Raw genomic sequence first — 24,929 nt, 5'->3', positions numbered from 1 at the left:
GTCCAGGATCCAGAAGAAGCCCGCAGAGATGCGGGCTTTTTTGTTGGGCTTGGTCCGAGGATGTCCAGCTCTGTGCCATGCATTCGATCGATGGAACGTAGGAGTGTCCCCAGCGCCCATCACGATTTCTCTGGCATGAAGGTAATAGCCGGTGGGCAGGACGCTTCAGCGCTCAGCGCGGCAGTTATCGACCCGAAGCGGTCATCTAGCTGCAATGATGGGTTGCAATACTTCTAATATTCCGGAAATATAGAAGTATGGATACGCCCCAGACCGTTCAAGCGCTTCGTGCGCTCGCGCACGACCATCGGCTTGCCGCCTACCGCGCTCTTGTACAAGCAGGCCCGAGTGGTATGGCCGTTGGCGAGTTGCGCGATCAGCTCGATTTGCCGCCTGCCACCCTTACGGCGCATCTGAACCAGTTGCGCGCCGCTGGGCTGGTCACTGACGAGCGGGAAGGACGGGTCATCCGGATACGTGCCGACTACGACCGCATGAACGGTCTGATCGGCTTCCTGACGGAGAACTGCTGCGGCGGGAAGTCCTGCGTGCCGGCAGTCAAGAAAAAGCTCCGTTGACCCGCATTCCAGAGATACGACATGACCGAAAAGACCTACAACGTGCTGTTCCTGTGCACCGGCAACTCCGCGCGCAGCATCATGGCCGAGGCAATCCTCAACGTGCTGGGCCACGGCCGGTTCAAGGCCTATAGCGCCGGCAGTCGTCCCAGCGGCCACGTCCAGCCGATGGCGCGGGAGCTTGCCGAGGCCATCGGCTATGACGCCAGCCAGGTGCGCAGCAAAAACTGGGACGAGTTCGCCGTGGAAGGTGCACCCGAGATGGACATCGTCATTACGGTTTGCGACAACGCTGCGGGAGAGGCGTGCCCGGTATGGCTGGGCCAGCCTGCACTCGCGCACTGGGGTGTACCCGACCCGGTAGCCGCCACGGGCGATGAAGAAGACCGTCGTCGAGCCTATACCGCAGCGTTCGCCACACTGCGCCGCCGTATCGAGCTACTGCTATCCCTGCCGCTGCAAAGCCTCGACCGTCTGGCCGCACAGGCAAAGCTGGGGGAGATCGGGCGCGTCGGCGCGGAATGATCCGCCAGCGCCTCTTTGCCGAGTTCTTGGCCACGGGCCTGCTGCTGGTGACGGTGGTGGGCTCCGGGATCATGGCCGAGCGCCTCGCGGATGGAAACGATGCCGTTGCCTTGCTGGCCAACACGCTGGCAACGGTCGGCGGCCTCTACGTCCTCATTGAGGTGTTCGGTTCGATCAGTGGCGCGCACATGAATCCCGCAGTCAGCGCCGTCATGGCGGCGCGTGGTGAACTGCCCAAGGCCCTGTTGCCGGCATATATCGTGTTCCAGCTCGCGGGCGCGGTGTGCGGTGCTTTGATGGCGAACGCCATGTTCGATCTTCCGATCCTGGCGTTCTCCACGAAGGTGCGGACCGGCGCGGGTCAATGGCTGGGCGAGATCGTTGCAACAGCAGGTTTGCTGTTGGTTGTGCTCCGGGCACCTGCGTCCCGTGTGGCCGTGATGGTGGCTGCCTACATCGGTGCGGCCTATTGGTTCACCTCATCGACTTCATTCGCGAATCCTGCTGCAGCCTTCGGCCGCATGCTCAGTGACAGCTTCGCCGGCATTTCGCCAGGCGACGTGCCCGCCTTCGTTGTGGCGCAGGTCATTGGGGCAGCCCTGGGCGCCACGATCCACAAGCTATTTGGAAAGCCTCATGTCTAATCTGGGCGATCTTCCCAACATCGCGGCCGAGCTGTTCCATTTGCCCGAGGTTGACCGTCTATCCCCAACCGCACTTGCTACGCATGCCCCGCGGATCCTCCTGCTCTACGGATCTTTGAGGAAGAGGTCATACAGCAAGTTGCTCGCGCTGGAGGCGGCCCGACTACTGCAGGCAATGGGCGCAGAGACCCGGCTCTTCGATCCGACAGGCCTGCCCCTTCCAGATGCAGAGCCCGACACGCATCCGAAGGTGCAGGAACTGCGGCAACTGGTGCAGTGGTCGGAGGGAATGGTCTGGAGCTCACCCGAGCGACACGGTTCCATGAGCGGCATCATGAAGGCGCAGATCGACTGGATTCCGCTCTCTCAAGGCTCCGTGCGACCAACTCAGGGCAAGACGCTGGCCGTCATGCAAGTCTCTGGCGGTTCGCAGTCCTTCAATGCGGTGAATCAGCTTCGCGTGCTTGGACGTTGGATGCGCATGATCACGATCCCCAACCAGTCCTCTGTCGCAAAGGCGTTCAGCGAGTTCGATGAAGATGGGCGCATGAAGCCCTCCGCGTTCTACGACCGCGTCGTGGACGTCATGGAAGAGCTAATGAAATTCACGCTGCTTACCCGCGACGTCTCGCCCTACCTGGTTGATCGCTATAGCGAACGGAAGGAAAGCGCGGAAGAGCTTGCCAAGCGGGTCACCCTCCGCGCCATCTAGGGATGGAAGTGGCCCGCCGATCTGCCTGGTCGGCGCCCATGTCCGCTTCTGGCCCGAAAGCCGACTTCTACCATTACGCCGGTCTAGTGTGATTCTTGATGATCTCTGCGATCACTCCAGGTTGACGCATCATCCTCCTGACATCTCGTCGTTACTTAATCTGGCACGCCATCCTGTCTGCAAGCGCGCTTCACCCAACGGGCGCAATCGGAATGTCTCGCCATCATGGCTCTACAACATAACCGTTCTTGTACACAGCGCCGGGCTTAATGGGCCCGCGCCGCTTGATCAGCTCAGAGAGCGTGACGAAGCGGAAACCTCTGCTTGAAAGTCCGCGAATCGCGAGTTCCGTCGCATCGACAGAACGCGCTGAGGTATCGTGAAGGAAGACAATGCTGCCGTCCTTGGCCTCCGAGACGATAGTCTCGCTGATGTCCCGGGCGTTGTTCCAAGGCATGCTGTCGTTAGGGTAGATGTCGAATAGGGCAATGGCCAGGCCGTTCTCGCGCGCTACGGCCTGGACGTTGGCATTGAATGCTGCCCGGGGTGGTCGAAGCAGCGTAGGCGCCTTCCCGGTTACAGCGCTCAGTTCCGAGCTCGCGTTCTTGATTTCAGCGCGAAGCGTTTCGCGGTTGAGGATCGTCAGGATCGGATGATTGATGGTGTGGTTGCCGAGTTCGTGTCCCTCGGAATCCATCCGCTTGATGAGTTGGCCGTTGTCGGCGATCAGGCTTCCGAGGACGAAGAACGTCGCCTTGGCATTGTTTTCTCTCAGGACGTCGAGCAGCGCTGGTGTGGCCTTGGCGTGTGGGCCGTCGTCATATGTGAGCGCGATGTACTTGACGTCCGTGGCGTCGGCGTGACCGTGCGCGCCTTGCTCCAGATCCGTAGCCGTTTTTGGCTGCGTGCAGCCAGTGGCGAGAAGTGGCACAAGGAATGCTGCGATCAGTCTGTTCATGAGGGTCTTCAATGGGAGGTAATCTAGCAATTCTTCGAGAGGGGGATCTGCGAGGCCTGCAAGTCCGGGCATCGAGGGATGCATAACGTCATGTCATAGGTCGAGGCGTCATGCCTCGACCAGGCCTTTTCTGACCATACTTTCCGCTGCCGAGATGATCGCCTCGGATGGCTTGCGCGCCGTCCAGCCGAGTACGCTGCGTGCCTTGTCGTTAGAGGTCTTCTTGGCGTAGCCGAGATCAGGGGCGATCAAGCGGACTTCGGCCCTGAACAGCGACATGATGCGAAGCAGGAAACTCGGTATCGAGCGGGAGGGCACTTTGCCAGCTGCGTCACCCAGACTGGTTTTGATGAGGGAGGCGATCTTCTTCATCGGCAGGGCCGAGCCGTTCGACAACAGGAAACGCTCGCCCGGGGCGTGAGGATGGGTCATCGCCAGGATGTGCGCGCTGGCCACGTCGCGAACATCGACGATCGGGATGTACAGGTCGGGAAGGGCGGGTATCTTGCCCTCGAGCAAGTGCTGGATCAGGTGGTTCGAACCCGAGATATCCTTGCCCAGGACCGGGCCCATGACCGCAACGGGCAGCATCGTCGTGAGCTGCATCGAGCCTTCGGCAGCAGCAACGAAGTCCCAAGCGGCCCGTTCGGCCAGCGTCTTGCTTTTGCCGTAGGCATCCACGCCGGGGCCATTGATCACCGTCCAGTCGCTCTCCGTGAATGCCTCGCTACGACGGGGGTGTCCCCAGCCGACGGCATGAAATGCCGAGGTCAGTACGACGCGTTTCACCCCGGCATCCCGCGCAGCGCGCAGCACGCGCAGAGCACCTTCACGGGCTGGGATGATAACGTCGTCCTCGTTCGCCACCGGACCAGGTTGCACTGGGGAGGCGACGTGGAGGACGAAATCAATATCGGAAGCGGCTTGCATCCATCCCTCATCCCGGGTGAGATCGGCGGCCGCGAAACTCAGCCTATCTCCATGTGTCATGTCAGCCTCCGTAAGGACAGCTCGCACCTCCGCTTCCTTCGCGAGCGAGCGGATCGTGGTGCGGACGAGATAGCCCTGGTCTAGGAGCTGGAGGATGCAATGCCCGGCGATGAAGCCGGAGCCACCGGTCACCAGCACGCGTTGAGGGTTCATGAGCGGATCGCCTTACTGTCAGGATTGATGCGCGATGGCGTAGTCTTCGCGCCATCGCGCGGGAGTCGTCTGTTCCCAGGCGCGGAATGCGCGCGCGAATGAATTGGGCTCCGCAAAGCCCAGCAGCATGGCGATGGCGACCGTGTCGAGCTGGGTGTTGGCCAGGAGCCTGCTTGCGATCGTTCGCCTCACATCAGCAAGCTGCTGTTGGAAGCTCGTCTGGTGCTCGTCGAGGCGGCGCTGAAGCGTGCGTGTACTGATATGAAGCCGGCCGGCGACCGCAGCGATGCTGGGCTGACGCCCTTCGCTTAGCTGTCGTGCGATCGCCACGCGCAGCTCGGACAACAGCGCATAGTCGCCTTCTCCTGCCGCGATCCTTCGCTCCAGTCCTTCCAGGACCCGCGCGAACGCACCTTCGTCGGCGGTGACGAACGGAACATCAAGCGCGGCCCGGTCGAAGACCATGGCGTCACACATCGCGCCGAAGACGACAGGGCAGTGGAAGTGGCGAAGCAGAAGTTCACGATCCGTAGGGGGGCGTGATAGTTCGAGTCGGACCGGTGCGACCCGCGAGCTGGTTCCGTGCCTTGCCAGCTCACGCAGCGAAGCCATGGTCATGTCGACAAGCAGGCGCGGAACCTGGCCCGCAGCGTGCAGCCAGCGGTACCGCAACATTGCCTCGTCCCCCCGGATCTCGATTTCGATGCGTTCGGGGCAAGTCAACCGCTTATACCGTGACAGGGCACCCAGCGCTCCGCGAAAGTCGGGCGCATGCAGCGCAACGAGCGATGCAACTCCATAGCCTGACCGGATCCCGTCGGCCCCGAACCGAAGGCCGATGGACCGATCATCAAACTCTTCCTCGGCAGCCTCCCATATCCGGAAAAAATCGCTTGTTACCCACTTGTTCGATGGCTCGACGCCTGCGCGCTGGAACAAGCTTTCGAACGGAAGGTCACCGTTTTCGAGGATGCCTCGGGGTATCGAGAAGGTGTCTGAGCCTGACATGGGCAAACTATAGGCAGGTGAGATGCACCCAACAAATCCGATCGCGCCAAAATTCCGAGGATGCCACTTAGCCGGGTTGATTGTTTAGGTGGTGCGCTGCCAAACCAATGCTACTTCTGACCGGAGACGGCCTCCTCGATCCGATGGCTGCTTTCGACCGGCCGCTAGCTGACACCGCAGTCGTGATCGACCTGTGAGCATCCTGGCATGGGATATGCTCGGCTTCCCCTAAGAACCATGCCTGTGCCGAGTGTCCGACCCCACCTTGTTCAAGGCATACCTTCGAAGATGGCGAGCGGTTCCGACAGGAAAGCCTTTCGAGACTTATTCGGGGTTTCTGTTGCCGGTTGACCTCAGCGGTCGCCCGGGCATGATCAAGATCGCCCGGCATATCGACGAACGAATCGGTGGCCGGGTGATGGCGTGGTGGGGTGGTAAAGGCGCCGCACGCGTCTATGCCCACGACGAAGATGCTGGTGTGCTGCTGATGGAACGTGCGACGGGATCGGGCGATCTTCTGAAGATGGCGCGGGAGGGTGCGGACGACCAGGCGTCCAGGATCGTTTGTCGCACCGTCAATCTCCTTCATGCGCCACGGCCATCGTCGGTGCCCGAAGATCTTTTGCCGCTGAGCCGCTTCTTCGATGCCTTGGCCCCCATGGCTCGTCGCGAAGGCGGGCTGATGGCCGAATGCGCCGTCATCGCTGAGGCGTTGCTAGCGTCTCAGAGCGAGATCGTCGTTCTGCATGGCGACGCACACCACCGTAACATCCTGGATTTCGCTGGCCGTGGCTGGCTGGCTATCGATCCGAAGCGGGTTATTGGCGAGCGCTACTACGACTATGTCAACGTTCTATGCAATCCCGATCTGGAAAGCTGCGTCGAGCCTGCACGTTTTGCGAGACAGGTCGAGATTGTCGCCAATGCGGCGAGCCTGGAATGCTCTCGACTGCTCAAATGGATAATGGCTCATGCAGCCTTGTCGGCCGCCTGGTTTCTCGAGGACGATGAGCGCGAGATGGCCGATCGGGAACTGGCTGTCGCCCGCCTCGCCCAGCAAGCCTTGGGTTGAAGCGCCTACAACATCACTGCGAAAGGCTTAAGCCGAGTTGCCCGCTTCGGCCCCGAAGCAGACATCCGCCGGAGCGCACGCTCCGCACACGGTGTGGTCCGGTGGTACATCGGCTCGTTAGCCGGACCTGGCCGTCCTAAGATCGCGTCATATCAAGGGGATAGCCCGCCGGACGGTGAGCTGTGGATAGGGCCGTGCGATGCAGGGCTGTTGTCTAGCTCGCCGACACGGCGCTCGCCTCGGCAGGTGCTTGGTCTTTCGCTCGCGCCGTGGTGGACGCGGGTTCGAGGCCGAAGACACGTTTCAGGAACACCGCGCCGTCCTCCAGCGCCTGCCGCGCGACAGACGACACCGCCACCGCTTCGATGAAGCTGTGCGGCGCGCCACGGTAGAGCTTCACGTCCACGCTCACGCCGGCGGCGAGCAGCTTGCCGGCCATCGCGAGGTTCTGCTCGCTCAGGACATCGCACTCGCCCACGCCGATGAAGTACGGCGGCAGTCCTTCGAGTTCGCCCAGCAAGCCGTGCGTATACGGCGTGTTGCGGTCGTCGGGCGTGGAGATGTAGTAGTTCCAGAACGTGTCGACTTCCTTCGCCGTCAGCATGTCTTCATCGGTGCCGTAGCGCCGGCGCGAGTGCGGCGAGCAGTCCGGCGTGAAGCCGGCGTAGTAGCTGAGCACGGCGGAGACCCGGTCGCCTTCGCCGATGTCGCGCAACTGCAGGACGGCGCCGGTGCTGAGGTTGCCGCCCGCGGAGTCACCACCCAGCGCGATCCGTTGGCCATCGAGTCCGTGCCCGGGGCCGTGCGCGCGCAGCCAGCGCACCACGTCGATCACCTGTTCCAGCGCGACCGGATACCGCACTTCCGGTGAGAGCGCATAGTCGATGCCGACCACGGCGACACCGGCACGCGCCGCCAGCTCGCGCATCACGCGGTCGTGCGTGTCCAGGCTGAACATCGCCCAGCCGCCGCCATGCAGGAAGGCGAGCGTGGGCTTGGACGTGCCGGGCGCAGGATCGTAGATCCGCAGGCGCACGGGACCGTGGCGGGTCTCGGCGTGGACTTCCTCGATGCGCGCTGGCACCGGGCCGCCTTCGCACCAGGGCTTGCGCACCTGTTCGACGATCTCGCGCTTGGCGGGCCAGTCCAGCGTCCTGCCGGCGGTGATACGGCGACCCTCGGCAATGACGCTGTCGATGAAGTGGGCGATCTCGGGATCGAGCGGCTTCGCGCGCGGCGTGATCGACGCGATCGCGTCCGCCCCGCGGCCGTTGTCGAAGCGCTGCATCCACGTCGCCAACTCATGCTGTCGCGTGTTCCAGAGGCCGCGCAGGATGTCGCCGAAGACGTCGTCGCGCTCGTCCTGCCCCAGCTTGAAGGTGGCGCGCACGTCGCGGATGTGGGCGTGGAAGCCGACGACGCCCTTGCGCAGGCCGGGGTAGCGTTCGCCCATCTCCTCGATCCGCCACGCGCCGGGACGGCCTTCCTCCATGTCGGCGACCAGGCCCTGCAGCAGGCGTTCGGCATCGTCGCCGGTATCGCGCAGTTCGATGTCCACCTCGAACACGGCCGTCGTGTAGTTCCACGTCGGCGCGCGCGTGCGGTCGGCGAACCAGGAGGGCGACACGTAGCCGTGGGGTCCGATCAGCAACACCGTGGCGCGCGGATCGTCGGGGAAGGCCCGCCATTGCGGATTGCTGCGGGCGAAGTGGCCGAGCAGGCGCTGCGGCCGGCCTTCTTCGTCGCATTCCAGCTGCACCGGCAGCGGCGTGGCCGACAGCGCGCCGGTCGTGCCGGACACGATCCACGCGAGCGGTTGCGCGGCGACGAGGTCGGCGATGTCGCCGGGAGAGGTGGCCTGGAACAGCGAAGAATTGGACATGGTGTGGGGTTCGAAGGGTAGGGAGATGGTCAGCCGAGGTCGTGGGCGACCGAATGCGCGGGCCAGCGATCGGCCCACGGCGCGGCGGCTTCGAGTTCGTAGGCCAGCGCCAGCAAGGTGTCTTCCTGCCCGCGGTCGGCGGCGAACATGCTGCCGATCGGCAAGCCGCCGACGCCGTGCGACAGCGGCAGCGAGATCGCCGGGGTGCCGGCCATGTTCTGCAGGGGCGTGTAGTCGATCCATGCGAACATCGACCGCGCCAGCACGTCCATCGGGACGGTGGGCGCGAAGGTGCCGAGCGGCGGTGGCGGCGTGTTGGTGACCGGGGACAGCACCACGTCGTAGCGCGTGAAGAACGTCGACAGCTGGTGCGGCAGCGTGGCGATCTGCCGGTACGCGGCTTCGAGCGCGCTGGTCGGCAGGCGTCGTGCGCGTTCGGCGAGTCCGAGCGTCCATGGCTCGACCGCGTCTTCGAGGCGGCGTCCGCCCAGTGTCGGCATGGCGGCATCGACGGCATCGGCAGCGAGGTGCGACCACAGGTCCTCGAACGCCGTCATGAACGCGTCGCCATCGAGTGGCCAGCCGACGAATTCGACCGCGTGGCCAAGGCTGACGCACAGCGACGCAGTGCGCACGAGCGCATCGCGGACATCCCGATCCGGTGACGTGCCGCGCAGGCCGCGCTCGACGACGGCGATCCGCAGACGCCGTGGCGACGCCGACCGCACCATGGCGTGCGCCGGCTGCGGATGCGTGGCGGCGAAGCCCCAGGCGACGTCGCGCACGCTGCGTGCGTGCAGGCTGTCGGCCACCAGCAAGTCCTCGACCAGATGGCGGCCGCGCACGCGCACGGTGGTGTCGCGCCCCGGCTTCAGGCCGACGATGCCGCAACAGGACGACGGCAGGCGGATCGAGCCACCGCCATCGCTGCCCTGTGCGAGCGGTACGAGTCCGGCCGCCACGGCGGCCGCGGCACCGCCGCTGGAGCCGCCGGGCGAGTGCGCGAGCGACCAGGGGTTGCGCGTCGTCGGCCCCGACAGCGGTTCGGTGGAGGCGAGCAGGCCGAACTCCGGCATCGCCGACTTGCCGACCGCGACCAGGCCTTGTGCGATCAGACGGTCGACATACGCATGGCCGCGCGCCACCGGCGCATCGCCGCGGCTGCGCGAACCCGCGCGCGTCGGCATGCCGGGATGATCGAGCGAATCCTTCGCCAGCCACGGCACGCCGGCCATCGCCGTGCGCGTCGCCCCTTCGCTCGCCACGCGGTCAAGCGCGGCGGCTTCGCGGCGCGCCTGTTCGAACGCGGCATGGCTCACTGACTGCAGCGTGCCGTCCAGCCGTTCGATGCGACGGATCGCGGCCTCAACGAGGTCGGCGGCACCGAGTTCGCCGGCGTGCACCAGGGCGGCCTGGTCATGCGCGTCGAGGCGGCCGAGTGCAAGGGCATCCTGGTCGGTGAGGCGGGTGTCGGACATGCGGTGCGATTCGTCGGGAGTCGGAGGGTCAGTCGGCGTGCCGCAGCGCGCGCGCGCGGCCGTAGAAGCGGTAGAGCAGGGCGCCGATGGCGGCATAGCTGGCCAGGAGGACGATCGGCAGCAGGTCGCCACCGAGCGCCTGCTGCACGATGTCGATCGCTACCGGCAGCGTCATCGCGAAACTCATCACGATGGCGCATACCGGCACGACGCCATACCAGGTGCCGCGGATCCACACGCCGCCCAGCGGGACGCGGAAACGCCCGAGCTTTTCCGGCTGCGTGCTGCGGATGCGGATCAGGCAGATCGCCACCATCGCGAACATGAAGGACACGCCGAACGAAATCAGATCGGCCATCAGCGAGATCGGCAGAAGCGCGGCATTGATCGCGGCGAGCGCCGCCAGCAGCAGGTTCGCGATCCACAAACTGTTGCGGGTCGGATGCAGCCGGCGGAACAGGTCCGGCAGCAGGCCGTCGCGCGCCATCGCGTAGCAGACGCGCGAGTGGCCGAAGGCGTTGGCGAGCAGCACCGAGGCCAGGCCCGCCAGCGCGCCGATCTTGATGACGGTCGCGAACTGCGGCCAGCCGATGCGGTCGACGGCGAGCGCGATCGGATCGGGCACGTCGAGGTCGCGGAACGGCACCAGCCCGGTCAGTACGATCGCGGCCAGCACGTACAGCGTCGCGCACACCGCCAGCGATCCGAGGATGCCGATCGGCACGTCGCGTTGCGGATTGCGCGTTTCGGCAGCCGCGGTGGACACCGTCTCGAAACCGAGGAAGGCGAAGAACAGCAGCGCCGCCGCGCGCGCCACGCCTTCCCAGCCATAGGTGAAGCCGCCTTCGTTGGCGGGCAGGAACGGCGACCAGTGGGTCGGCTCCACCGCGCTCGCGCCGATGACGATGAAGCTGACCAGCACCAGCACCTTCACCACCACCAGCACGGTGTTGGCCAGCGACGAACGCGAGGTGCCGAGCGCGATGATGCCGCCTGCGCCCAGGGCGGCGGCGGCGGCCACCAGGTTGGCATGGCCACTCACGGCCAGCGATGGGCCGTCGGCGTGGTGCAGCCACTGGATGGCCGGTGTCGAGATCGCCTGCGGCAGGACGATGCCGATGTCCGACAGCAGACTGCCCAGATAGCCGGAGAAGCCGACGGCGAGCAGCGACGCGGCGACACTGAACTCCAGGAACAGCAGCCAGCCCAGCGCCCAGGCCGGGCCGATGCCGAGCGTGAGCTTGCAGTAGCTGTAGGCCGACCCCGACTCGGGCACGCTCGACGCGAGCTCCGCGTAGCACAGACCCACGAGCAGGCAGGCGAGGCCCGCGATCAGGAACGAGATCGTCACCGCCGGTCCGGCGTACAGCGACGCCGCAGTGCCGATGAGCACGTAGACGCCGGCGCCGAGGATCTGCGCGACACCCAGGATCAGCAGGGAGCCCCAGCCCAGGCCGGCCTTCAGGCCCGGGGTCGCGGGAGGTGCGGTGTTCGCCATCAGTGGGTCTCCATCGGCATCGTGCGCGGGTCACGCCGTGGCCGTCCGCCATGCGGAGGGGGACGAGCGTCGTGGGGGTGCGGGAAACCGATCATGGCGGTTTCATGCTCGCCACCGGGGGCGCAGGGCGCTTCGCCATCCCGCTCCCGGACTTGGCAGAACGCGGCCGCCGGGCGCGTTGCCGGTGACGCGTCAGCGGATCTCGAACGCGAAGCGCATCACGTCGGTCACCGACCGCGCCGGCACGGTGACGTGGATCTCGTCCGGATAGCGCAGCAGGCGGACGCGCATGCCGTGGCCGGACAGGCGGTCCAGGCGGTCGACCAGGGCGCGTGCGGGCTCGGGATCGTCGTCGGTGTCGCGGTCGCCGACGATCACCATCAACCGGCTGCTTGCGCCGACCTTGCCCGCCTGCACGCGCGCGGTGAACGCGCGCTCGTCGGCGAGGATGCCCTGTCCGTTCCATTCCATCGACGGACTGGCCGCGACGATGGAGTGGAATGCCTGCGGGCGTTCGTACAGGGCGTACAGGGCGAAAAGGCCGCCCAGGGAATGCCCGAACAGCGAGTGGCGGTCGGGATCGGTCCTGTAGCGGCGCGCGATCTCGCTGCGCAGCGGGCCGGTCATGAAATCGAGGAACTGCTTGCGCGCGCCGCTCTTGTACTGCGCCAGCGCGCGCCACTGGCGCGGTGGGGGGTCCAGCAGGGCGGCGGTGAAGTCGTTGAGGCGGCGCACGTCCCAGGCGTCGTCGCCGGGATAGCCCACGCCGACGACGATCGCCTTGCCGATCGGCAGGTACTCGGACACCCAGCGCGCCTGCGCGAACGAGCCGAAATAGGCATTGCCATCGAGCACGTACAGGACCGGATAACCGTCCTCGGGGGCATCCTTGTCGTCCGCGGGCTTCGATACGAAGATGCGGTAGACCTCGCCGCCGGCCGAAGTGATGTCCCAGGTTTCGGTGGCCGGCATCGCGTAGCGCGGCGCGGGGGAGGCGGGCGGCGCGGGGTCGGAGGCGAGCGCGCAAGGACCGGCCACCGCCGCGAGAAGCGCGATGGCGGTGCAGGCCAGTGTCTTGATCGTCATGCGCGTCTCCGAAGTCATCGTGGCCCGGGCAAGGACATTGAAGCAGGGAACGGGGGTGGAGCGCGATGCCGGCTCAGAACATCACCAGCGCCTGCGCCCGCCAGCGGCCGCCGCTCTCGTGGCGCGTCAGCAGACCGGAGGTCTCGGGGTCGATGTCGGTGTCGCCGTAACCGATCGAGTAGTACCAGTTCCGGTGCCTGGCGGCCAGGCGCAGGTCGGCGTTGCGGTAGTCGCCGATCGCGCGGTGGCTGAAGTCGTACTCGCCCACCGTCAGGATGGCCGATACCGGGATGCCGCGCGGTTTGCCCAGCGGAACGCGCAGGTTGGCCGAGGTGTAGAGCGAGCTGCCGCCTTGGAAGTAGTCCCAGGCATAAGCGCCGCTCGCACCGACGACGACGGGGCCAAAGTCGTACGACGCCGATACCGTGACCTCCTCGAAATCGAGATCCATCGTGTCCGATGGCCGCTGCCGGTACAGATAGCCTGCGTTGACGTAGGCCTTGCCGGTCTTCCTGGCCCAGCCGGCGAAGTAGTCGAACTCCACGTTCGTATCGGTGCCCGGCCCGAGGTCGATATTGCCGGCCCAGACGCCGACATACGCGCCGCTGCGGTGGTCGAGCTTGAGTTCGCCGATCACCGCCGGTTTGCCCGCGGTCAACGACTGTCCGCGCCAGACGGTCTCGGTGGACACCGCGGCGCCATTGGCCCAGCGCCAGGCGCGGTCATCGGCGCCCTCTGCGGCCAGGGCCGGAGCCCAGGCGACCAGCAGGACGATGGCAGAGTAGGCACGTGCGAGGGCGGGTGTCATGGGGCCAGCGTAGGATGCAGCGCGGGGCGCTTCTTGACCAAACCGGAGGTCGGCTTCGCCGGAAAGGTCGGCGCATGACCGCCCCTGACGCGACATGATCTACCGCGCGCATGCCTGTTTCGGCTAAGTTGCTGCTCTGATCGGCCCGTTCGCCGCAGGTTCGCGCGGCTAGGCTCGGGTGCATCCTCCCCGATGGCAGGGCAACGCTTGGCACTTCAAGGTTTCATCGACGCGATCAGCGCGCGCGATTGGTTGGCACGGCTGGTGGCGTTCGACACCACGTCGCGGAACTCGAACCTCGCCCTGATCGAGGCGGTCGAGACATGGCTGGTACAGCTCGGCGTCCCGTCGAAGCGCATCCCCGGCCACGGCGGCAAGGCGAACCTGCTGTTCTCGATCGGGCCGGACGTGGCGGGTGGCGTGGTGCTGTCGGGGCACACCGACGTGGTGCCGGTCGATGGCCAGGCCTGGAGCAGCGATCCGTGGACGCTGACCGAACGCGACGGGCGCCTGCATGGCCGCGGCAGTGCGGACATGAAGGGCTTCATCGCCACCGGACTTTCCCGCGTGCCGGCGATGCTCGCCGCCGACCTGAAGCGTCCGGTGCATTTCGCGCTGTCGTACGACGAGGAGGTCGGCCTGCTCGGTGCGCCCTCGCTGATCGAAGCGTTGCTGGCGAACGTGCCGCGGCCGGCGCTGGTCGTCGTCGGCGAGCCCACCGGCATGCGTATCGTCGAACGGCACAAGGGCATCATGGGATTGCGCACCACGGTGCTGGGCCACGAGGCGCATTCCAGCCAGACCCACCTCGGGGTCAGCGCGAACATGGTCGCGACGCGGCTGATGGCGCGCATCGTCGACATCGCCGAGCGGTTGGCGGCGCGCCCGGATCCCGCGAGCGGCTTCGAGCCGCCGCATGCCACCGTCACCATCGGCACCGTCCACGGCGGCACCGCGCCGAACATCCTGGCGCGCGAGTGCGCTTTCATCTGGGACATCCGTTCGGCTTCGCCGGCGGAGACGCGGGCGGTCTTCGACGAGGTGGCTGCGCTGGTGCGCGACTTGGACGAGGATATCCGTGCCCGTTTCGCAGATTGCGGCATCGCCACCGAGATCCTGTCCGACGTGCCGCCGCTCACGGGCGCCGGCAACGGTCCTGCCGTGGAACGGGTGTCGCGGCTGACAGGCACGCCGGTGCGCGAGGTCGCGTCCTACGTGTCGGAGGCGGGCCTGTTCGAACGCGCCGGCCTGCCCACGGTGATCTGCGGACCCGGCTGGATCGCGCAGGCGCACCAGCCCGACGAGTACATCGCGGTCGACCAGCTGGCCGCCGGCGAAGCCTTCATGGACCGCCTGGTCGAGGCGATGAGCGCATGAGCGGCGATCGCGACGACGTGCCGGAGCGTGGCGTCGGCAGCCGCCACTGGATCCTCGGCGTGCTCACGTCGATCTATCTGGTGAACTTCATCGACCGGCAGATCCTGTCGATCCTGCTGCCGCAGGTGAAGGCGGAATTCGATCTGTCCGACACGTTCCTGGGCCTGCTGGTCGGCCCGACGTTCGCGTTCTTCTACGCCACCATGGGCCTGCCTCTCGCGCTGCTGGCCGATCGGGTCAACCGCCGCAAGCTGATCGCCGCGTCGCTGGCGCTGTTCTCGGCGATGACGATCGCCTGCGGGCTGGTGGTGCAGTACTGGCAGCTCGCGATCGCGCGCGTGCTGACCGGCATCGGCGAGGCCGGTACCGGTCCTGCGTCGCAGACGATGATCACCGACCTGTTTCCGCCTGAACGGCGCGGCCGTGCGCAGGCCATCTACGCCACCGGCGCCAACCTCGGCGTACTGGTGGCGTTCGCCGCCGGCGGCGTGATCGCGCAGACGTGGGGGTGGCGCGTCGCGTTCATCACGGCGGGCCTGCCGGGTCTGCTGCTGACCGTGGTGCTGCTGACCACGGTGCGCGACCCCCGCCGCGGCGCGCACGATGCGACCGCCGTGCAGGAAGAAGCGCCGCCGCTCTGGGCCGTGCTGCGGCAGCTGTGGCAGAGCCGTGCGTTCCGTTACACGGCACTCGGCGCCTGTTCCACCTGCTTCACGTCCTACGCGCTGGGCAGCTTCTTTCCGTCGTTCCTCGCGCGTAGCCATGCGATGTCGACCGCCGACATCGGCATCACCATGGCGTTGATCATGGGCGCTTGCGGCGGCCTCGCCACCTATGCCGCCGGCCATTTCGCCGACCGCTTCGGGCGCAGGGACCAGCGCTGGTATTCGTACGTGCCGGCCATCGCCGCGCTGGCGCCGCTGCCGCTGGCGCCGATCTGCTTCCTTGCGCAGGACACGGGCGTCGCGCTGGCCGCGGCGGTGGTCCCGCTTTCCCTGACGGCGGCCTTCGTCGGCCCCACCATCACCATCATCCAGCGGCTCGTGCCGGTGCGCAGTCGCGCGACCGCGGTTGCGACGCTGATCCTGATCGACAACATCGTGGGCCTCGGCCTGGGGCCGCAGTTCGTTGGCATCGCCAGCGACCTGTGGAAGCCGGCGCTCGGCGAAGACTCGCTGCGTTACGCCCTGCTGGCCGCGATGATCGGTTCGGCCGTCTCGGTGTTCGGGTTCTTCATGGCCGCGCGCCATCTGCGCGGCGATATCGCGGCGCGCGAGTCGGTCGCACGGGCGTCGGCATCGATTGGCTAAGGGCGCGCACTGATCCGCCAAGCGGCCCGGCGCGGGCTGCGTCAAGTTCAACCTGAAGCAGACAGGTCGACCCGCGCCACCAGAGGGGATCTCGGCGGCGCACGGCACGCAAGCACCCGCATGCCGGCTTGATTGTTTCAGCCGCGATCACGGCGTACGCCCAGATTCGCGACGAGCACCTGCAGTACTCGAATGGAATGCCGCGACATCGAACGGAGGCGACGTCCCTGCCTGCGTCCGGAACCGTACTCCTCGCCGTTGTCGCGTCCCAACTTCCCGCCACGCCAGCCCGCCAGTTCGCCCAGGAAATTCCATGACCACGCCATGTCAACGCTCCGTAGGCTTGCCCTCCCTTTCCCTGCTGACCCTCGGTCTGATGGCCGCGCTCAGCGCGCAGGCCCAGACCACCGATGCCCCCTCTTCGCCGGAAGCGACCGATCTGGACAAGGTGCTGGTGATCGGCCAGCGCGCCAACCGCGTGAGCAACGGCGCCACCAATCTCGATCTGGACATCAAGGAGACGCCGCAGTCGATCAGCATCGTCTCCAAGGAACAGATGGACGAGTTCGGCGCCGACAGCCTCAACGATGCGCTGCGCCTCGCCACCGGCATCCAGGTCGAACAGACGTCGACCAATTCGACGCAGTTCCTCTCGCGCGGCTTCGAGATCAAGAACACGCAGATCGATGGCGTCGGCCTACCCAACGGCTGGGGCGTGGTGACCAACGCGATGGATGCCTACGGCTTCGAGAAGCTCGAGGTGATCCGCGGCGCCAACGGCCTGTTGACCGGTGTGGGCAACGCCTCGGGCACGATCAACTACGTACGCAAGCGCCCCACGAACGAGGCGCAAGGCGAAGTGGGCATCACGGTCGGCTCCGAGAACCGTCGCCGCCTGCACGCCGACTACTCGACGCCCTTCACCGAGAACGGCAGCTGGGCCGGCCGCGTCGTCGCGGCACGCGAGGAAAGCGACTCCTACCTGCGTGACTTCGAGAGCGAGCGCAGCTACTTCTACGGCGTGGTGGACGGCCAGATCGGCGAGAACGGCGCGCTGGCGTTCGGCTATTCCTGGCAGAAGGCCGATACCAGCAACAACATGTGGGGTGCGCTGAGCTTCCTCGATACCAACGGCAACCAGATCGAGTGGGACCGCAGCGCGTCGCCGACGCAGGACTGGACGTACTGGAATTCGACCACCGAGGCCGGCTTCATCGAGTACACGCACCGCCTGGGCGAGACCTGGCAATTGCGCGCCTCGTACAACCATCGCAGCTACGAGCACGACGCCAAGATCTTCATGGCCTATTCCTATGCGGGCCTGGATCCGGTCACCCACGAAGGACTGTACGGCTGGGCCTACAAGAGCCCGTACGAGACCAAGGCGGACATCTGGGACGTGACCCTCAACGGCCGCTTCGACCTGTTCGGCCGCGAGCACGAGGCGATGTTCGGTGTCAGCACCGGACGCAGCGAAGGCATCGACTGGTACAACCCGACCGACACCACCGGTCCGCAGTTCGGCGCCCTGCCGGGCTTCCCGTTCGGGGGCGACGTGATTCCCGAACCGGTCTGGGGCGAGAAGACCGTCTACACCACCCTCGACCAGCGACTGACCCGGGTGTTCGGCGCGACGCGGCTGCAGCTCACGGATCGCTTCAAGACCATCCTCGGGTTCAACTGGGCCGAGTACCAGCGCGACAGCACCGACAACGCTGGCGCCAACTCGGACAAGACCGACCGCAACTTCGCACCGTACGCGGGCGTGACGTTCGACTTCACCGACCGCGTCACCGGCTACGCCAACTACTCCTACATCTACCAGCCGCAGGATGCGGTCGACTACGACCGGGTGTACATCGAGCCCAGCAAGGGCACCAACTACGAGGTGGGCGTCAAGGCCGAGTGGTTCGACAAGCGCCTGCTGACCACGCTGGCCTGGTTCACCGCCAAGCAGGACGGGCTTGCCACCTACGTGGCGACCCGCTTCATGGAAGGCTACGCGTACGGCTACTCCCGGCCGGACGATGTGGAATCCAGGGGCTTCGAGTTCGAAGTCACCGGCAAGCTGAGCGAGAACACCAGCCTGCTGTTCGGCTACACGCACCTGAGCCTGGAGGGCGGACCGCCGCTGCCCGCGGCCGATCCGGACCAGACCGGTCCGACCTACGGCTGGGTGCCCCGCCGTACCGCGAACCTGATGCTGAGCACGCGTCTGCAGAACGTGCCCGCGCTGTCCTTCGGTGTCGGTGGCCGCTGGCAGAGCGAGATCGTCAACTATGAGGATTACGTCAAGTACGCCCGCGTACGGCAGGACGGGTACGCCATCCTCAACGCCTTCATGGCGTGGGACATCACGCCCGACCTGACCCTGCGCGCCAACGTCAACAACATGACCGACAAGAAGTACATCCAGAGCCTGTATTCGGTCAGTTACTACGGCGCCCCGCGGCAGTACGCGGTCAGCCTGGACTGGCGCTTCTGACATGGCGCGCGGACGTCGCGTTCCGGTCGACGCACCGCCGACGATACGGCGTCCGCGGCGCGGCCCGGGCTTCCCGGCCCTGGCCGCGCTCATCCTCCTGCTCGGCGCCGGCGATGCACAGGCCGGCGACCGCGAGGACGTGCTCGCGCGCATCAGCGAGTACATGGAATACGAGCAGAGGGGCGACCTGATCGCGCAGGGACGGCTGATGCTGGACGAGCGCAGCATGGTGTATCCGGGCGGACGCGCGCACGGCAACAACCGCGAGGGCATGCTTCGGCAGCAGGCCGAGCAGGATGCGTTCGCCGTCGCGTTCCCCGGCGTGCGTTACGCGTTCGAGCTGCACGATGTCGATGCGCAGGTATGGAATGGCGACAGCGCGCTGGTGACCTTCGACTCGGTGCCGACGCGCATCGTGCCCGCGTCGCTGCCGCCGGAGGCTGTCGCGAAGCTCGGTGCGCCGAAGATTCCCCTCATCGTCGCGGTCATGCTGGTCAAGCAGGAAGGGGTGTGGAAGATCGCCCACACCACGTTCGTTCCGCGCGACAAGGAATAGGTTCACGAATGGCCGCGGCGAGCGAAGCCGCAGCCGCGCTCACCTGCCACGATCGTTACTCCTTCGCCTGATCCTTCGCGGTGGCCCAGCGCTGCATGCGCGTGGGGACGTGGCGCTTCAGCGCCGGGTGGCGTTCGATCGTGCGTTCGAGGTCGGCGGCATCGCCATCGCGCAGATGGACGTCGAGGAACGCAAGAACGACGTCGCTGGTGGCCGACAGCGCTTCACCGCCGTCGATGTCGCCCGCGCGTTCGTTCCGCTTCGGTCCGTCGAGCAGCGCGACCAAGTCGGTGAAGCCCAGGTGGCGGATGCCTTCCAGGCGCACGCGTACCACGTCGTCGTCCCTGCCCGCCTCTCTCCATGGCTCGTAGGCGAGATCGTTGGGACTGAAGTCCGCTTCCCGCGGCTGGCCTTCGAGCAGGCCGTAGCGCGGCCAATCGCTCAGCATCAGCAGCAGCGGTCGGCCGACGGCGCCGTTGAAAAGCGCGGGATCGAAGTTCTGCCCATCCAGGTTGATCGCCGCGCGGCACGCGGCAACCCGATAGCAGGTCGTCGCGGACGTCGCACCGCCGAACGACATGCCGGCGAATGCCAGGCGCGAGCGGTCCGCCGTCGCCAGTACCGTGCGCAACGCCTCCGGCTCCCTGCGGCCGGCGACGGCGTCCGCCACTGCGAGTGTGTCGTCGCGCCACTGCGCGAACGAGCGGCCGATACGCGTGGCCGGGAAGGCGTCGGCATAGGTCGCCAGCGCGCCGCGCCGGACGGCCAGGCCGGTGCCGCCCGCGATCACCTTCCACGCGTCCGCGAAGCGCGGATCGTCCGGCGGACCGCCGAACTTGGTCGCGACCAGCGTGCCGTCCTGCAAGCGTACGTCGGTAGCATCGCCCGGGTGCGCGATGGAGATGACGATGTAGCCGTGGCTGGCCAGACGTGCGGCGAGTGCGCTGTTCTGTTCCGGATACAGGAACAGGCCATGGCTGTAGACAACGATGGGGAATCGGCGCGATGCCTTCGCCGGGCGCGCGTCCGGCCGCACGGCGATGCGTGCGTCGGCCACGGCCTGCAGCTCACCGTCCGCGTAGCGGAAGTTGCGTGCGATGGCAGGCAGCGTGGTCGCGGCGATGTCGGGCGCGAGATACGCGCTGTCCCTGGCGCCGCTGCCCGCGTCGGCGGGATACCAGACGACGGCGGGAAGCCGGCGCGGACCGCTTGCCGCCTCCGTCGCGTCCAGCGTCCGCGCAGGATCGACGAACTCGGTCCGCAGCACGCCGACGGCGTACTCGCCATCCGGCGCCGGCAGCGTGGACGCGTCGGCCATGCCGGCCAGGGTGGCGATGGCGATCGCCAAGACGGAGCGCTTCAGGGGCATGCAGCTTCCTGGGTGACGTGGGACGGGAAGGGCGAAGAGGGCACGATAGCGGTCGATCGATCCGGTCAGTTGACCCGGGTTTCCCGGCCGGGCATCGCCGTCGCGTCGCCGGCGTCGCGCAGGCGCTCCGCCAGGGCGCCCCGGATGGACGTGGTGCGGACGTCCGTGGGACAGGTGCCGAAGGCCAGCTTGAATGCGCGGGTGAAGCTGCCGGGACATTCGTAGCCGCATTCCATCGCGATGTCGATCATCGGCTTGTCGCTCTTGCTCACAAGAACCATCGCCCGCGACAGCCGCACCTGCTTGTAGACCTGGCCCACGCTGCCGCGGTACAGCGCCTGGAACCCGTACTGCAGCTTCTTGATCGTCATGCCGACCACGGCGGCAAGTTCGGAGACGCTCAGCGGCTCGTCGAGGTTCTCCTCGATGACCTGCTTGGCCAGCCTGATCTTCTCGATGTCGGCGCGCCGCAGCACCGGGCCGTCGGCGTCGTCGGCCTCCGCGTACGACTGGATTGCTGCGCAGACGATTTCCATCGCCTTGGCGGTCAGGTACAGGCGCCGCAGTTCGCCTTCGTAGGGACACTCGAACGCCTGCGTGGCGGCGACGCTGGCCACGTTGCCCAGCGGTACGTGCCGCAGGCCGGTGGGGACACGGTCGACGATGTAGTCGCGGAAGATCGGCGGCAGCGCCTGCGCATCGAGTCCGAGCACATCCTTGATGCGGTCGCGCCGCAGGAAGATCGACACCCAGCGCAGGGGACGGTTGGGTTCGTAGACGGTACGCACGGCCTCGCCGCTTGGCAGTCCGTAGAACGTGCAGAAGCCGTGGGCGAGATCCTCGCCGGCGAGGTCGCTGCCCGCGGAGATCGTGCTGCGCCCTTCGATCCACGCACAGAAGACCAGGTGATCGTCGTGGCGATGCTGGCGCGACAGCTCGCGGGCGGCGCGGAAGTCGACGATGGCCATCGACAGCGCGTCATTGAGCTGGTGGAACACCCAGCCGCCGTCGCCGACCGATTCGTCGTAGCGGTGCCGGAAGCCATGCCCCGACACGAGCGGCTCACGCCAGCCCTCGTGGACGTCCTGGCTGCGCCAGTCGGCCGCGTCGGTGGGACGGCCCGCGCAGATGAGCATTTCTTCGATGGTGCGGTCGTCGAGGATCATCAAGGTGTCTCCCGTGGCTGTCCGTCGGCGGGCTTCTGCCTGCGACGGGCTTATGGCGGCTGTGTCCATGGCAGCGATGTCCCTGATCGATGCCTGCCGCGACGTGCGGCGGAGCGACGTGGCGGGCGAACCCTTCGCCCGTGCCGCCGGTGAGCCGTTTCGGTTAAGTCGCCGCACTGTTCGGCAATTCCGCCGCGAAACCCCGGCGCTAACCTCAAACGACTCTCCATCGACACGTCAGCTGTTGGCGACCACCCCCGTGCTCCTTCCCTCCATCAAAAGCCCGCGCTCCCGCGCTGTCCAGTGACCTTCCGAGGGCGGACCGACATGCTATGTCACTGTTTTGAAAAGGGATCGACGCAGCCCTGCGCAACAACGCAGCGTCGCGGCGGGTGCAAACGCGCGCGTGGGACGGTTCGGGCCGCGAATACGCCACACCCGTCGCGCAGGGCCGGACAGCACCGCGCGCTGCCGGGCGTGTTGTCCCCCGTGGAGGCAGCGGCGACACTCAGCGGAGGCGCAGCGCTTGGTGCAGGACATGTCCCACAAGGATTCACTCGACCGGATCGACCTCAGGATCCTGCAGGCCCTGCAGGAGGACGCCCAGATCAAGAACCGCGATCTGGCCGACCAGGTGGCCCTGTCGCCCAGCGCCTGCCTGCGCCGGGTCCGCGACCTGGAGGAACGGGGCCTGATCACCGGCTATCGCGCGCATGTGGCCATCGACCGGATCCGCGCGGCGACGATCGTGATCGCGCAGCTGTCGTTCGATCGACACTCGGTGGGCCGGTTCAGGGATTTCGACACCTGGGCCAGCAACACGCCGGAGATCGTGGAGTCGCTGCGGGTCAGCGGGCACTACGACTACCTGCTGCGGGTCGTGGTCAGCGACATCCACGACTGGAAACGCATCATGCGCGAGATGACCGGGCGCGACTTCGGGGTGGAAAAGATCGTCTCCAACTTCCTGATGGAAGACATGAAGCCCTTCGCGGGCTATCCGCTGACGCAGAACGGCGGCTCGCGCTAGCGCCGACGGTCCTCGCCGACGCGCGGGGCGCAGGCTCCGTCGAGCGCCACATCCGTAATGAACCGCTGTGGACACGCGCATCGCGTGTGCGCGGGGATGCGGCGCGTCCGCACGTCCTGCCGGATCGATGTCGCTTCCGGCCCCCGATCCTGTCGCCGCGGTTGCCGTGACTATCTGCGCACGACGACCGACTGTTTCCTTGGGAGGGGATCACGATGAATACACCCGAATCCGACGGCGCGCCCGTCGCGCCACGCCGACGTGGCCCGCTGGAGGGGCTGCTGGTACTCGACATCACGCGCGTGGTGGCCGGCCCCTATTGTTCGATGATCCTTGCCGACCTCGGTGCCCGGGTCATCAAGATCGAACATCCCGAGGATCCGGACTACGTCCGTGACTTCCCGCCGTTTGTGGGCGAGGGCGATGCACGCTTCAGCGCTTTCTTCGCCCAGTACAACCGGCACAAGGAAGGCATCACGCTGAACCTGAAGCATGACGCCGGACGCGCGCTGCTGAAGCAGCTGGTGGCCCGTGCGGATGTCCTGGTCGAAAACTTCCGCCCGGGCACGATGCAGCGCTTCGGTGTGGGCTACGAGACGTTGCGCGCCGAGAACCCGAAGCTGGTGTACGCGTCGATCAGCGGTTTCGGACAGACCGGCCCGAACGCGCTCAAGCCCGGCTTCGACAACAGTGGCCAGGCCACGGGCGGCCTGTGGTCGATGAACGGATTTCCGGACCGTGCGCCGGTACGCGTCGGCACGATCGTGGGGGATGTGTCGGCCACGCTGTTCGCCACGATCGGCGTACTCGCCGCCGTACGCGAGGCCGAACGCACGGGGCAGGGCCAGATGGTCGATGTCTCGCAGCAGGACGCGGTGCTGGCGCTGACCGAAAACGCGGTGGTGAAGTACACCGTCGACGGCGACATCGCCGGTCCGCTCGGCAACGACCACCCCTTCGTGCGGCCGTACGGGCAGTTCCCTTGCAAGGACGGCCATGTGTTCTTCGGCGGCTACAACGACAAGCTGTGGGCGCTGTCGTGCCGGAAGTTCGGCACGCCGGAGCTGGTCGCCGATCCGGAGATCGACACCATGGCCAAGCGCTTCGACCTGGGGGTGTATGAGCGGCGCGTCAAGCCGGTCGTCGAGGCCTGGTTCCGGGACCGCACCAAGCACGAGCTCGAAACGATCGCGGGCGATGACATCCCGCTGTGCGCGGTGAAGAACATCAGGGAAGTCGTCGAGGATCCGCATATCGCCGCGCGCGACATGATCGTTGACGTCGCGTACGCGGCCGGCAAGGTGGGCATGTTCGGAACGCCCATCAAGTTGTCCGCCACCCCCGCCGATCCGCGCGGACACGCGCCGGCGCTGGGCCAGCACAACCACCAGGTGTATGCGGAACTGCTCGGACTCGATGCCGACGCACTGGATGAACTCAAGAAGACGGGAGCCGTGTGATGAGCATCGCCTACGACGTATCCGACGGCATCGCGATGATCCGCTTCGACCGGCCGGACAAGCTCAATGCATTGACGCTCGCGATGTACCGCGAGCTGGGGGATGCGTTCATCGCCGCGCGCGACGATGCGCGCGTGCGCGTGGTGATCCTGACCGCCAGCGGTACGCGCGCGTTCTGCGTGGGCGCGGACCTGGGCGAGTCGATCCCGGCGCTGATGGAAGACCACTTCGACATTTCCCAGTGGGACGACGCGCACCTGAAGAACCTGCGGCTCTACAAGCCGGTCCTGTGCGCGATCAACGGCCTGTGCCTGGGCGGTGGCTTCGAGATCATGCTGGGCACGGACATCCGCATCGCGTCCGAGACCGCCAAGTTCGCGCTGCCGGAGCCGTCGCTGGGCATCGTGCCTGCCGGCGGCACGCTGGTTCGCCTGGTCAGGCAGATTCCCTACGCGCATGCGATGGAGCTGCTGCTGACGGCCAATGGCTTCACCGCGCATGAGCTGCTGGCGAAGGGGCTGATCAACCGCGTCGTGCCGCCCGCCGAACTGATGCCGCAGACGCTCGCGCTCGCCGAGCGGCTCAAGGCCATGAGCCCGGGCGCGCTGGCCGTGATCAAGGAGTCGGTCCATCGCCTCGTCGACATGACCGAAGCCGACGCGTTCGCCGAAGAGGCGCGGTTGGGCCAGCGCGCCTTCACCAGCGCCGATGCCCGCAAAGGGCTGGCGGCTTTCGCGAAGAAGCAGACCCCGGTTTTCGATTGACTACCTACGCTTACAGGATT

General features: G+C 66.6%; 23 protein-coding genes. 12 read left to right on the top strand and 11 right to left on the bottom strand.

The window, feature by feature from the left end; translation table 11 throughout:
• Window positions 1-257: 257 nt before the first annotated feature.
• From AC1Q5B_RS01455 to arsH, 4 genes are read left to right on the top strand one after another with little or no spacing between them, the layout of a single operon-like run.
• On the top strand, window positions 258-578 hold the full coding sequence (locus AC1Q5B_RS01455; RefSeq protein ID WP_492629967.1) for an ArsR/SmtB family transcription factor: 321 nt from the start codon (window positions 258-260) through the stop codon (window positions 576-578).
• A gap of 21 nt (window positions 579-599) precedes the next feature.
• Entirely contained in the window at window positions 600-1,103 is a 504-nt protein-coding gene (locus tag AC1Q5B_RS01450) for an arsenate reductase ArsC (RefSeq protein ID WP_492629966.1), read from the top strand.
• Window positions 1,100-1,747: an aquaporin gene (locus AC1Q5B_RS01445; protein WP_492629965.1), complete on the top strand. Its 648-nt coding sequence runs from the start codon at window positions 1,100-1,102 to the stop codon at window positions 1,745-1,747. The genes AC1Q5B_RS01450 and AC1Q5B_RS01445 overlap by 4 nt, the downstream gene beginning before the upstream one ends.
• Window positions 1,740-2,459: an arsenical resistance protein ArsH gene (gene arsH / locus AC1Q5B_RS01440; protein ID WP_492629964.1), complete on the top strand. Its 720-nt coding sequence runs from the start codon at window positions 1,740-1,742 to the stop codon at window positions 2,457-2,459. Before AC1Q5B_RS01445 ends, arsH begins: the two co-directional genes overlap by 8 nt.
• 223 nt (window positions 2,460-2,682) lie before the next feature.
• Here arsH and AC1Q5B_RS01435 read toward each other — a convergent pair whose 3' ends face one another.
• The 3 genes from AC1Q5B_RS01435 to AC1Q5B_RS01425 all read right to left on the bottom strand — a co-directional run bounded on the left by AC1Q5B_RS01435 (window position 2,683) and on the right by AC1Q5B_RS01425 (window position 5,568).
• Window positions 2,683-3,417 carry a polysaccharide deacetylase family protein gene (locus tag AC1Q5B_RS01435; protein WP_492629963.1) on the bottom strand — a complete coding sequence of 245 codons (735 nt, stop codon included), beginning with the start codon at window positions 3,415-3,417 and terminating at the stop codon, window positions 2,683-2,685.
• Between the two features lie 108 nt (window positions 3,418-3,525).
• Entirely contained in the window at window positions 3,526-4,560 is a 1,035-nt protein-coding gene (locus AC1Q5B_RS01430; RefSeq protein WP_492629962.1) for an SDR family oxidoreductase, read from the bottom strand.
• A gap of 18 nt (window positions 4,561-4,578) precedes the next feature.
• The gene (locus AC1Q5B_RS01425) at window positions 4,579-5,568 is read right to left on the bottom strand and encodes an AraC family transcriptional regulator (protein ID WP_492629961.1); all 990 of its coding nucleotides are present in this window, start codon (window positions 5,566-5,568) and stop codon (window positions 4,579-4,581) included.
• A 250-nt stretch (window positions 5,569-5,818) separates the two neighbouring features.
• Between AC1Q5B_RS01425 and AC1Q5B_RS01420 the strand changes: the two genes are divergently transcribed.
• Window positions 5,819-6,640 carry an aminoglycoside phosphotransferase family protein gene (locus AC1Q5B_RS01420; protein WP_492629960.1) on the top strand — a complete coding sequence of 274 codons (822 nt, stop codon included), beginning with the start codon at window positions 5,819-5,821 and terminating at the stop codon, window positions 6,638-6,640.
• Between the two features lie 214 nt (window positions 6,641-6,854).
• Here the strand turns inward: AC1Q5B_RS01420 and AC1Q5B_RS01415 are convergent, their stop codons facing one another.
• The 5 genes from AC1Q5B_RS01415 to AC1Q5B_RS01395 all read right to left on the bottom strand — a co-directional run bounded on the left by AC1Q5B_RS01415 (window position 6,855) and on the right by AC1Q5B_RS01395 (window position 13,392).
• Window positions 6,855-8,522 carry an alpha/beta hydrolase fold domain-containing protein gene (locus tag AC1Q5B_RS01415; protein WP_492629959.1) on the bottom strand — a complete coding sequence of 556 codons (1,668 nt, stop codon included), beginning with the start codon at window positions 8,520-8,522 and terminating at the stop codon, window positions 6,855-6,857.
• 29 nt (window positions 8,523-8,551) lie between these two features.
• The gene (locus AC1Q5B_RS01410; protein WP_492629958.1) at window positions 8,552-10,000 is read right to left on the bottom strand and encodes an amidase family protein; all 1,449 of its coding nucleotides are present in this window, start codon (window positions 9,998-10,000) and stop codon (window positions 8,552-8,554) included.
• A 28-nt stretch (window positions 10,001-10,028) separates the two neighbouring features.
• Window positions 10,029-11,498 (bottom strand): APC family permease, encoded by a 1,470-nt coding sequence (locus AC1Q5B_RS01405; protein WP_492629957.1) that lies wholly within the window; start codon window positions 11,496-11,498, stop codon window positions 10,029-10,031.
• Between the two features lie 192 nt (window positions 11,499-11,690).
• The gene (locus AC1Q5B_RS01400) at window positions 11,691-12,584 is read right to left on the bottom strand and encodes an alpha/beta hydrolase (protein WP_492629956.1); all 894 of its coding nucleotides are present in this window, start codon (window positions 12,582-12,584) and stop codon (window positions 11,691-11,693) included.
• Between the two features lie 73 nt (window positions 12,585-12,657).
• Entirely contained in the window at window positions 12,658-13,392 is a 735-nt protein-coding gene (locus tag AC1Q5B_RS01395; RefSeq protein WP_492629955.1) for a TorF family putative porin, read from the bottom strand.
• A gap of 207 nt (window positions 13,393-13,599) precedes the next feature.
• On the opposite strand from AC1Q5B_RS01395, the gene argE reads away from it, so the two are divergent.
• Together argE and AC1Q5B_RS01385 are read left to right on the top strand one after the other, a co-directional pair.
• A complete protein-coding gene (argE, locus tag AC1Q5B_RS01390) occupies window positions 13,600-14,769 on the top strand; it encodes an acetylornithine deacetylase (RefSeq protein ID WP_492629954.1) in 1,170 nt (389 codons plus the stop codon).
• Window positions 14,766-16,079: a spinster family MFS transporter gene (locus AC1Q5B_RS01385; protein ID WP_492629953.1), complete on the top strand. Its 1,314-nt coding sequence runs from the start codon at window positions 14,766-14,768 to the stop codon at window positions 16,077-16,079. The genes argE and AC1Q5B_RS01385 overlap by 4 nt, the downstream gene beginning before the upstream one ends.
• 137 nt (window positions 16,080-16,216) lie before the next feature.
• On the opposite strand, the gene AC1Q5B_RS01380 is transcribed toward AC1Q5B_RS01385, so the two are convergent.
• Window positions 16,217-16,405, bottom strand: coding sequence for a hypothetical protein (locus AC1Q5B_RS01380; RefSeq protein WP_492629952.1), 189 nt, complete (start codon window positions 16,403-16,405; stop codon window positions 16,217-16,219).
• A gap of 17 nt (window positions 16,406-16,422) precedes the next feature.
• On the opposite strand from AC1Q5B_RS01380, the gene AC1Q5B_RS01375 reads away from it, so the two are divergent.
• Entirely contained in the window at window positions 16,423-18,564 is a 2,142-nt protein-coding gene (locus AC1Q5B_RS01375; protein ID WP_492629951.1) for a TonB-dependent siderophore receptor, read from the top strand.
• Window position 18,565: 1 nt separating this feature from the next.
• Entirely contained in the window at window positions 18,566-19,120 is a 555-nt protein-coding gene (locus AC1Q5B_RS01370; RefSeq protein ID WP_492629950.1) for a hypothetical protein, read from the top strand.
• 55 nt (window positions 19,121-19,175) lie between these two features.
• Here AC1Q5B_RS01370 and AC1Q5B_RS01365 read toward each other — a convergent pair whose 3' ends face one another.
• Together AC1Q5B_RS01365 and AC1Q5B_RS01360 are read right to left on the bottom strand one after the other, a co-directional pair.
• On the bottom strand, window positions 19,176-20,489 hold the full coding sequence (locus tag AC1Q5B_RS01365) for an alpha/beta hydrolase (RefSeq protein WP_492629949.1): 1,314 nt from the start codon (window positions 20,487-20,489) through the stop codon (window positions 19,176-19,178).
• 65 nt (window positions 20,490-20,554) lie between these two features.
• Window positions 20,555-21,655, bottom strand: a complete 1,101-nt coding sequence (locus tag AC1Q5B_RS01360) for a helix-turn-helix transcriptional regulator (protein ID WP_492629948.1) — start codon at window positions 21,653-21,655, stop codon at window positions 20,555-20,557.
• A gap of 538 nt (window positions 21,656-22,193) precedes the next feature.
• Here AC1Q5B_RS01360 and AC1Q5B_RS01355 point away from each other — a divergent pair.
• The 3 genes from AC1Q5B_RS01355 (at window position 22,194) to AC1Q5B_RS01345 (ending at window position 24,909) form a co-directional block, all read left to right on the top strand.
• Window positions 22,194-22,685, top strand: a complete 492-nt coding sequence (locus tag AC1Q5B_RS01355; protein ID WP_492629947.1) for an Lrp/AsnC family transcriptional regulator — start codon at window positions 22,194-22,196, stop codon at window positions 22,683-22,685.
• 215 nt (window positions 22,686-22,900) lie between these two features.
• Complete coding sequence (locus AC1Q5B_RS01350; RefSeq protein WP_492629946.1) at window positions 22,901-24,145, top strand: CaiB/BaiF CoA transferase family protein; 1,245 nt, start codon at window positions 22,901-22,903, stop codon at window positions 24,143-24,145.
• The gene (locus AC1Q5B_RS01345; RefSeq protein WP_492629945.1) at window positions 24,145-24,909 is read left to right on the top strand and encodes an enoyl-CoA hydratase/isomerase family protein; all 765 of its coding nucleotides are present in this window, start codon (window positions 24,145-24,147) and stop codon (window positions 24,907-24,909) included. Before AC1Q5B_RS01350 ends, AC1Q5B_RS01345 begins: the two co-directional genes overlap by 1 nt.
• Window positions 24,910-24,929 lie beyond the last annotated feature (20 nt).

The organism is Pseudoxanthomonas sp. GW835-FHT14C01 (assembly GCF_058793715.1).
This window is presented reverse-complemented; position numbering and strand designations above follow the sequence as displayed.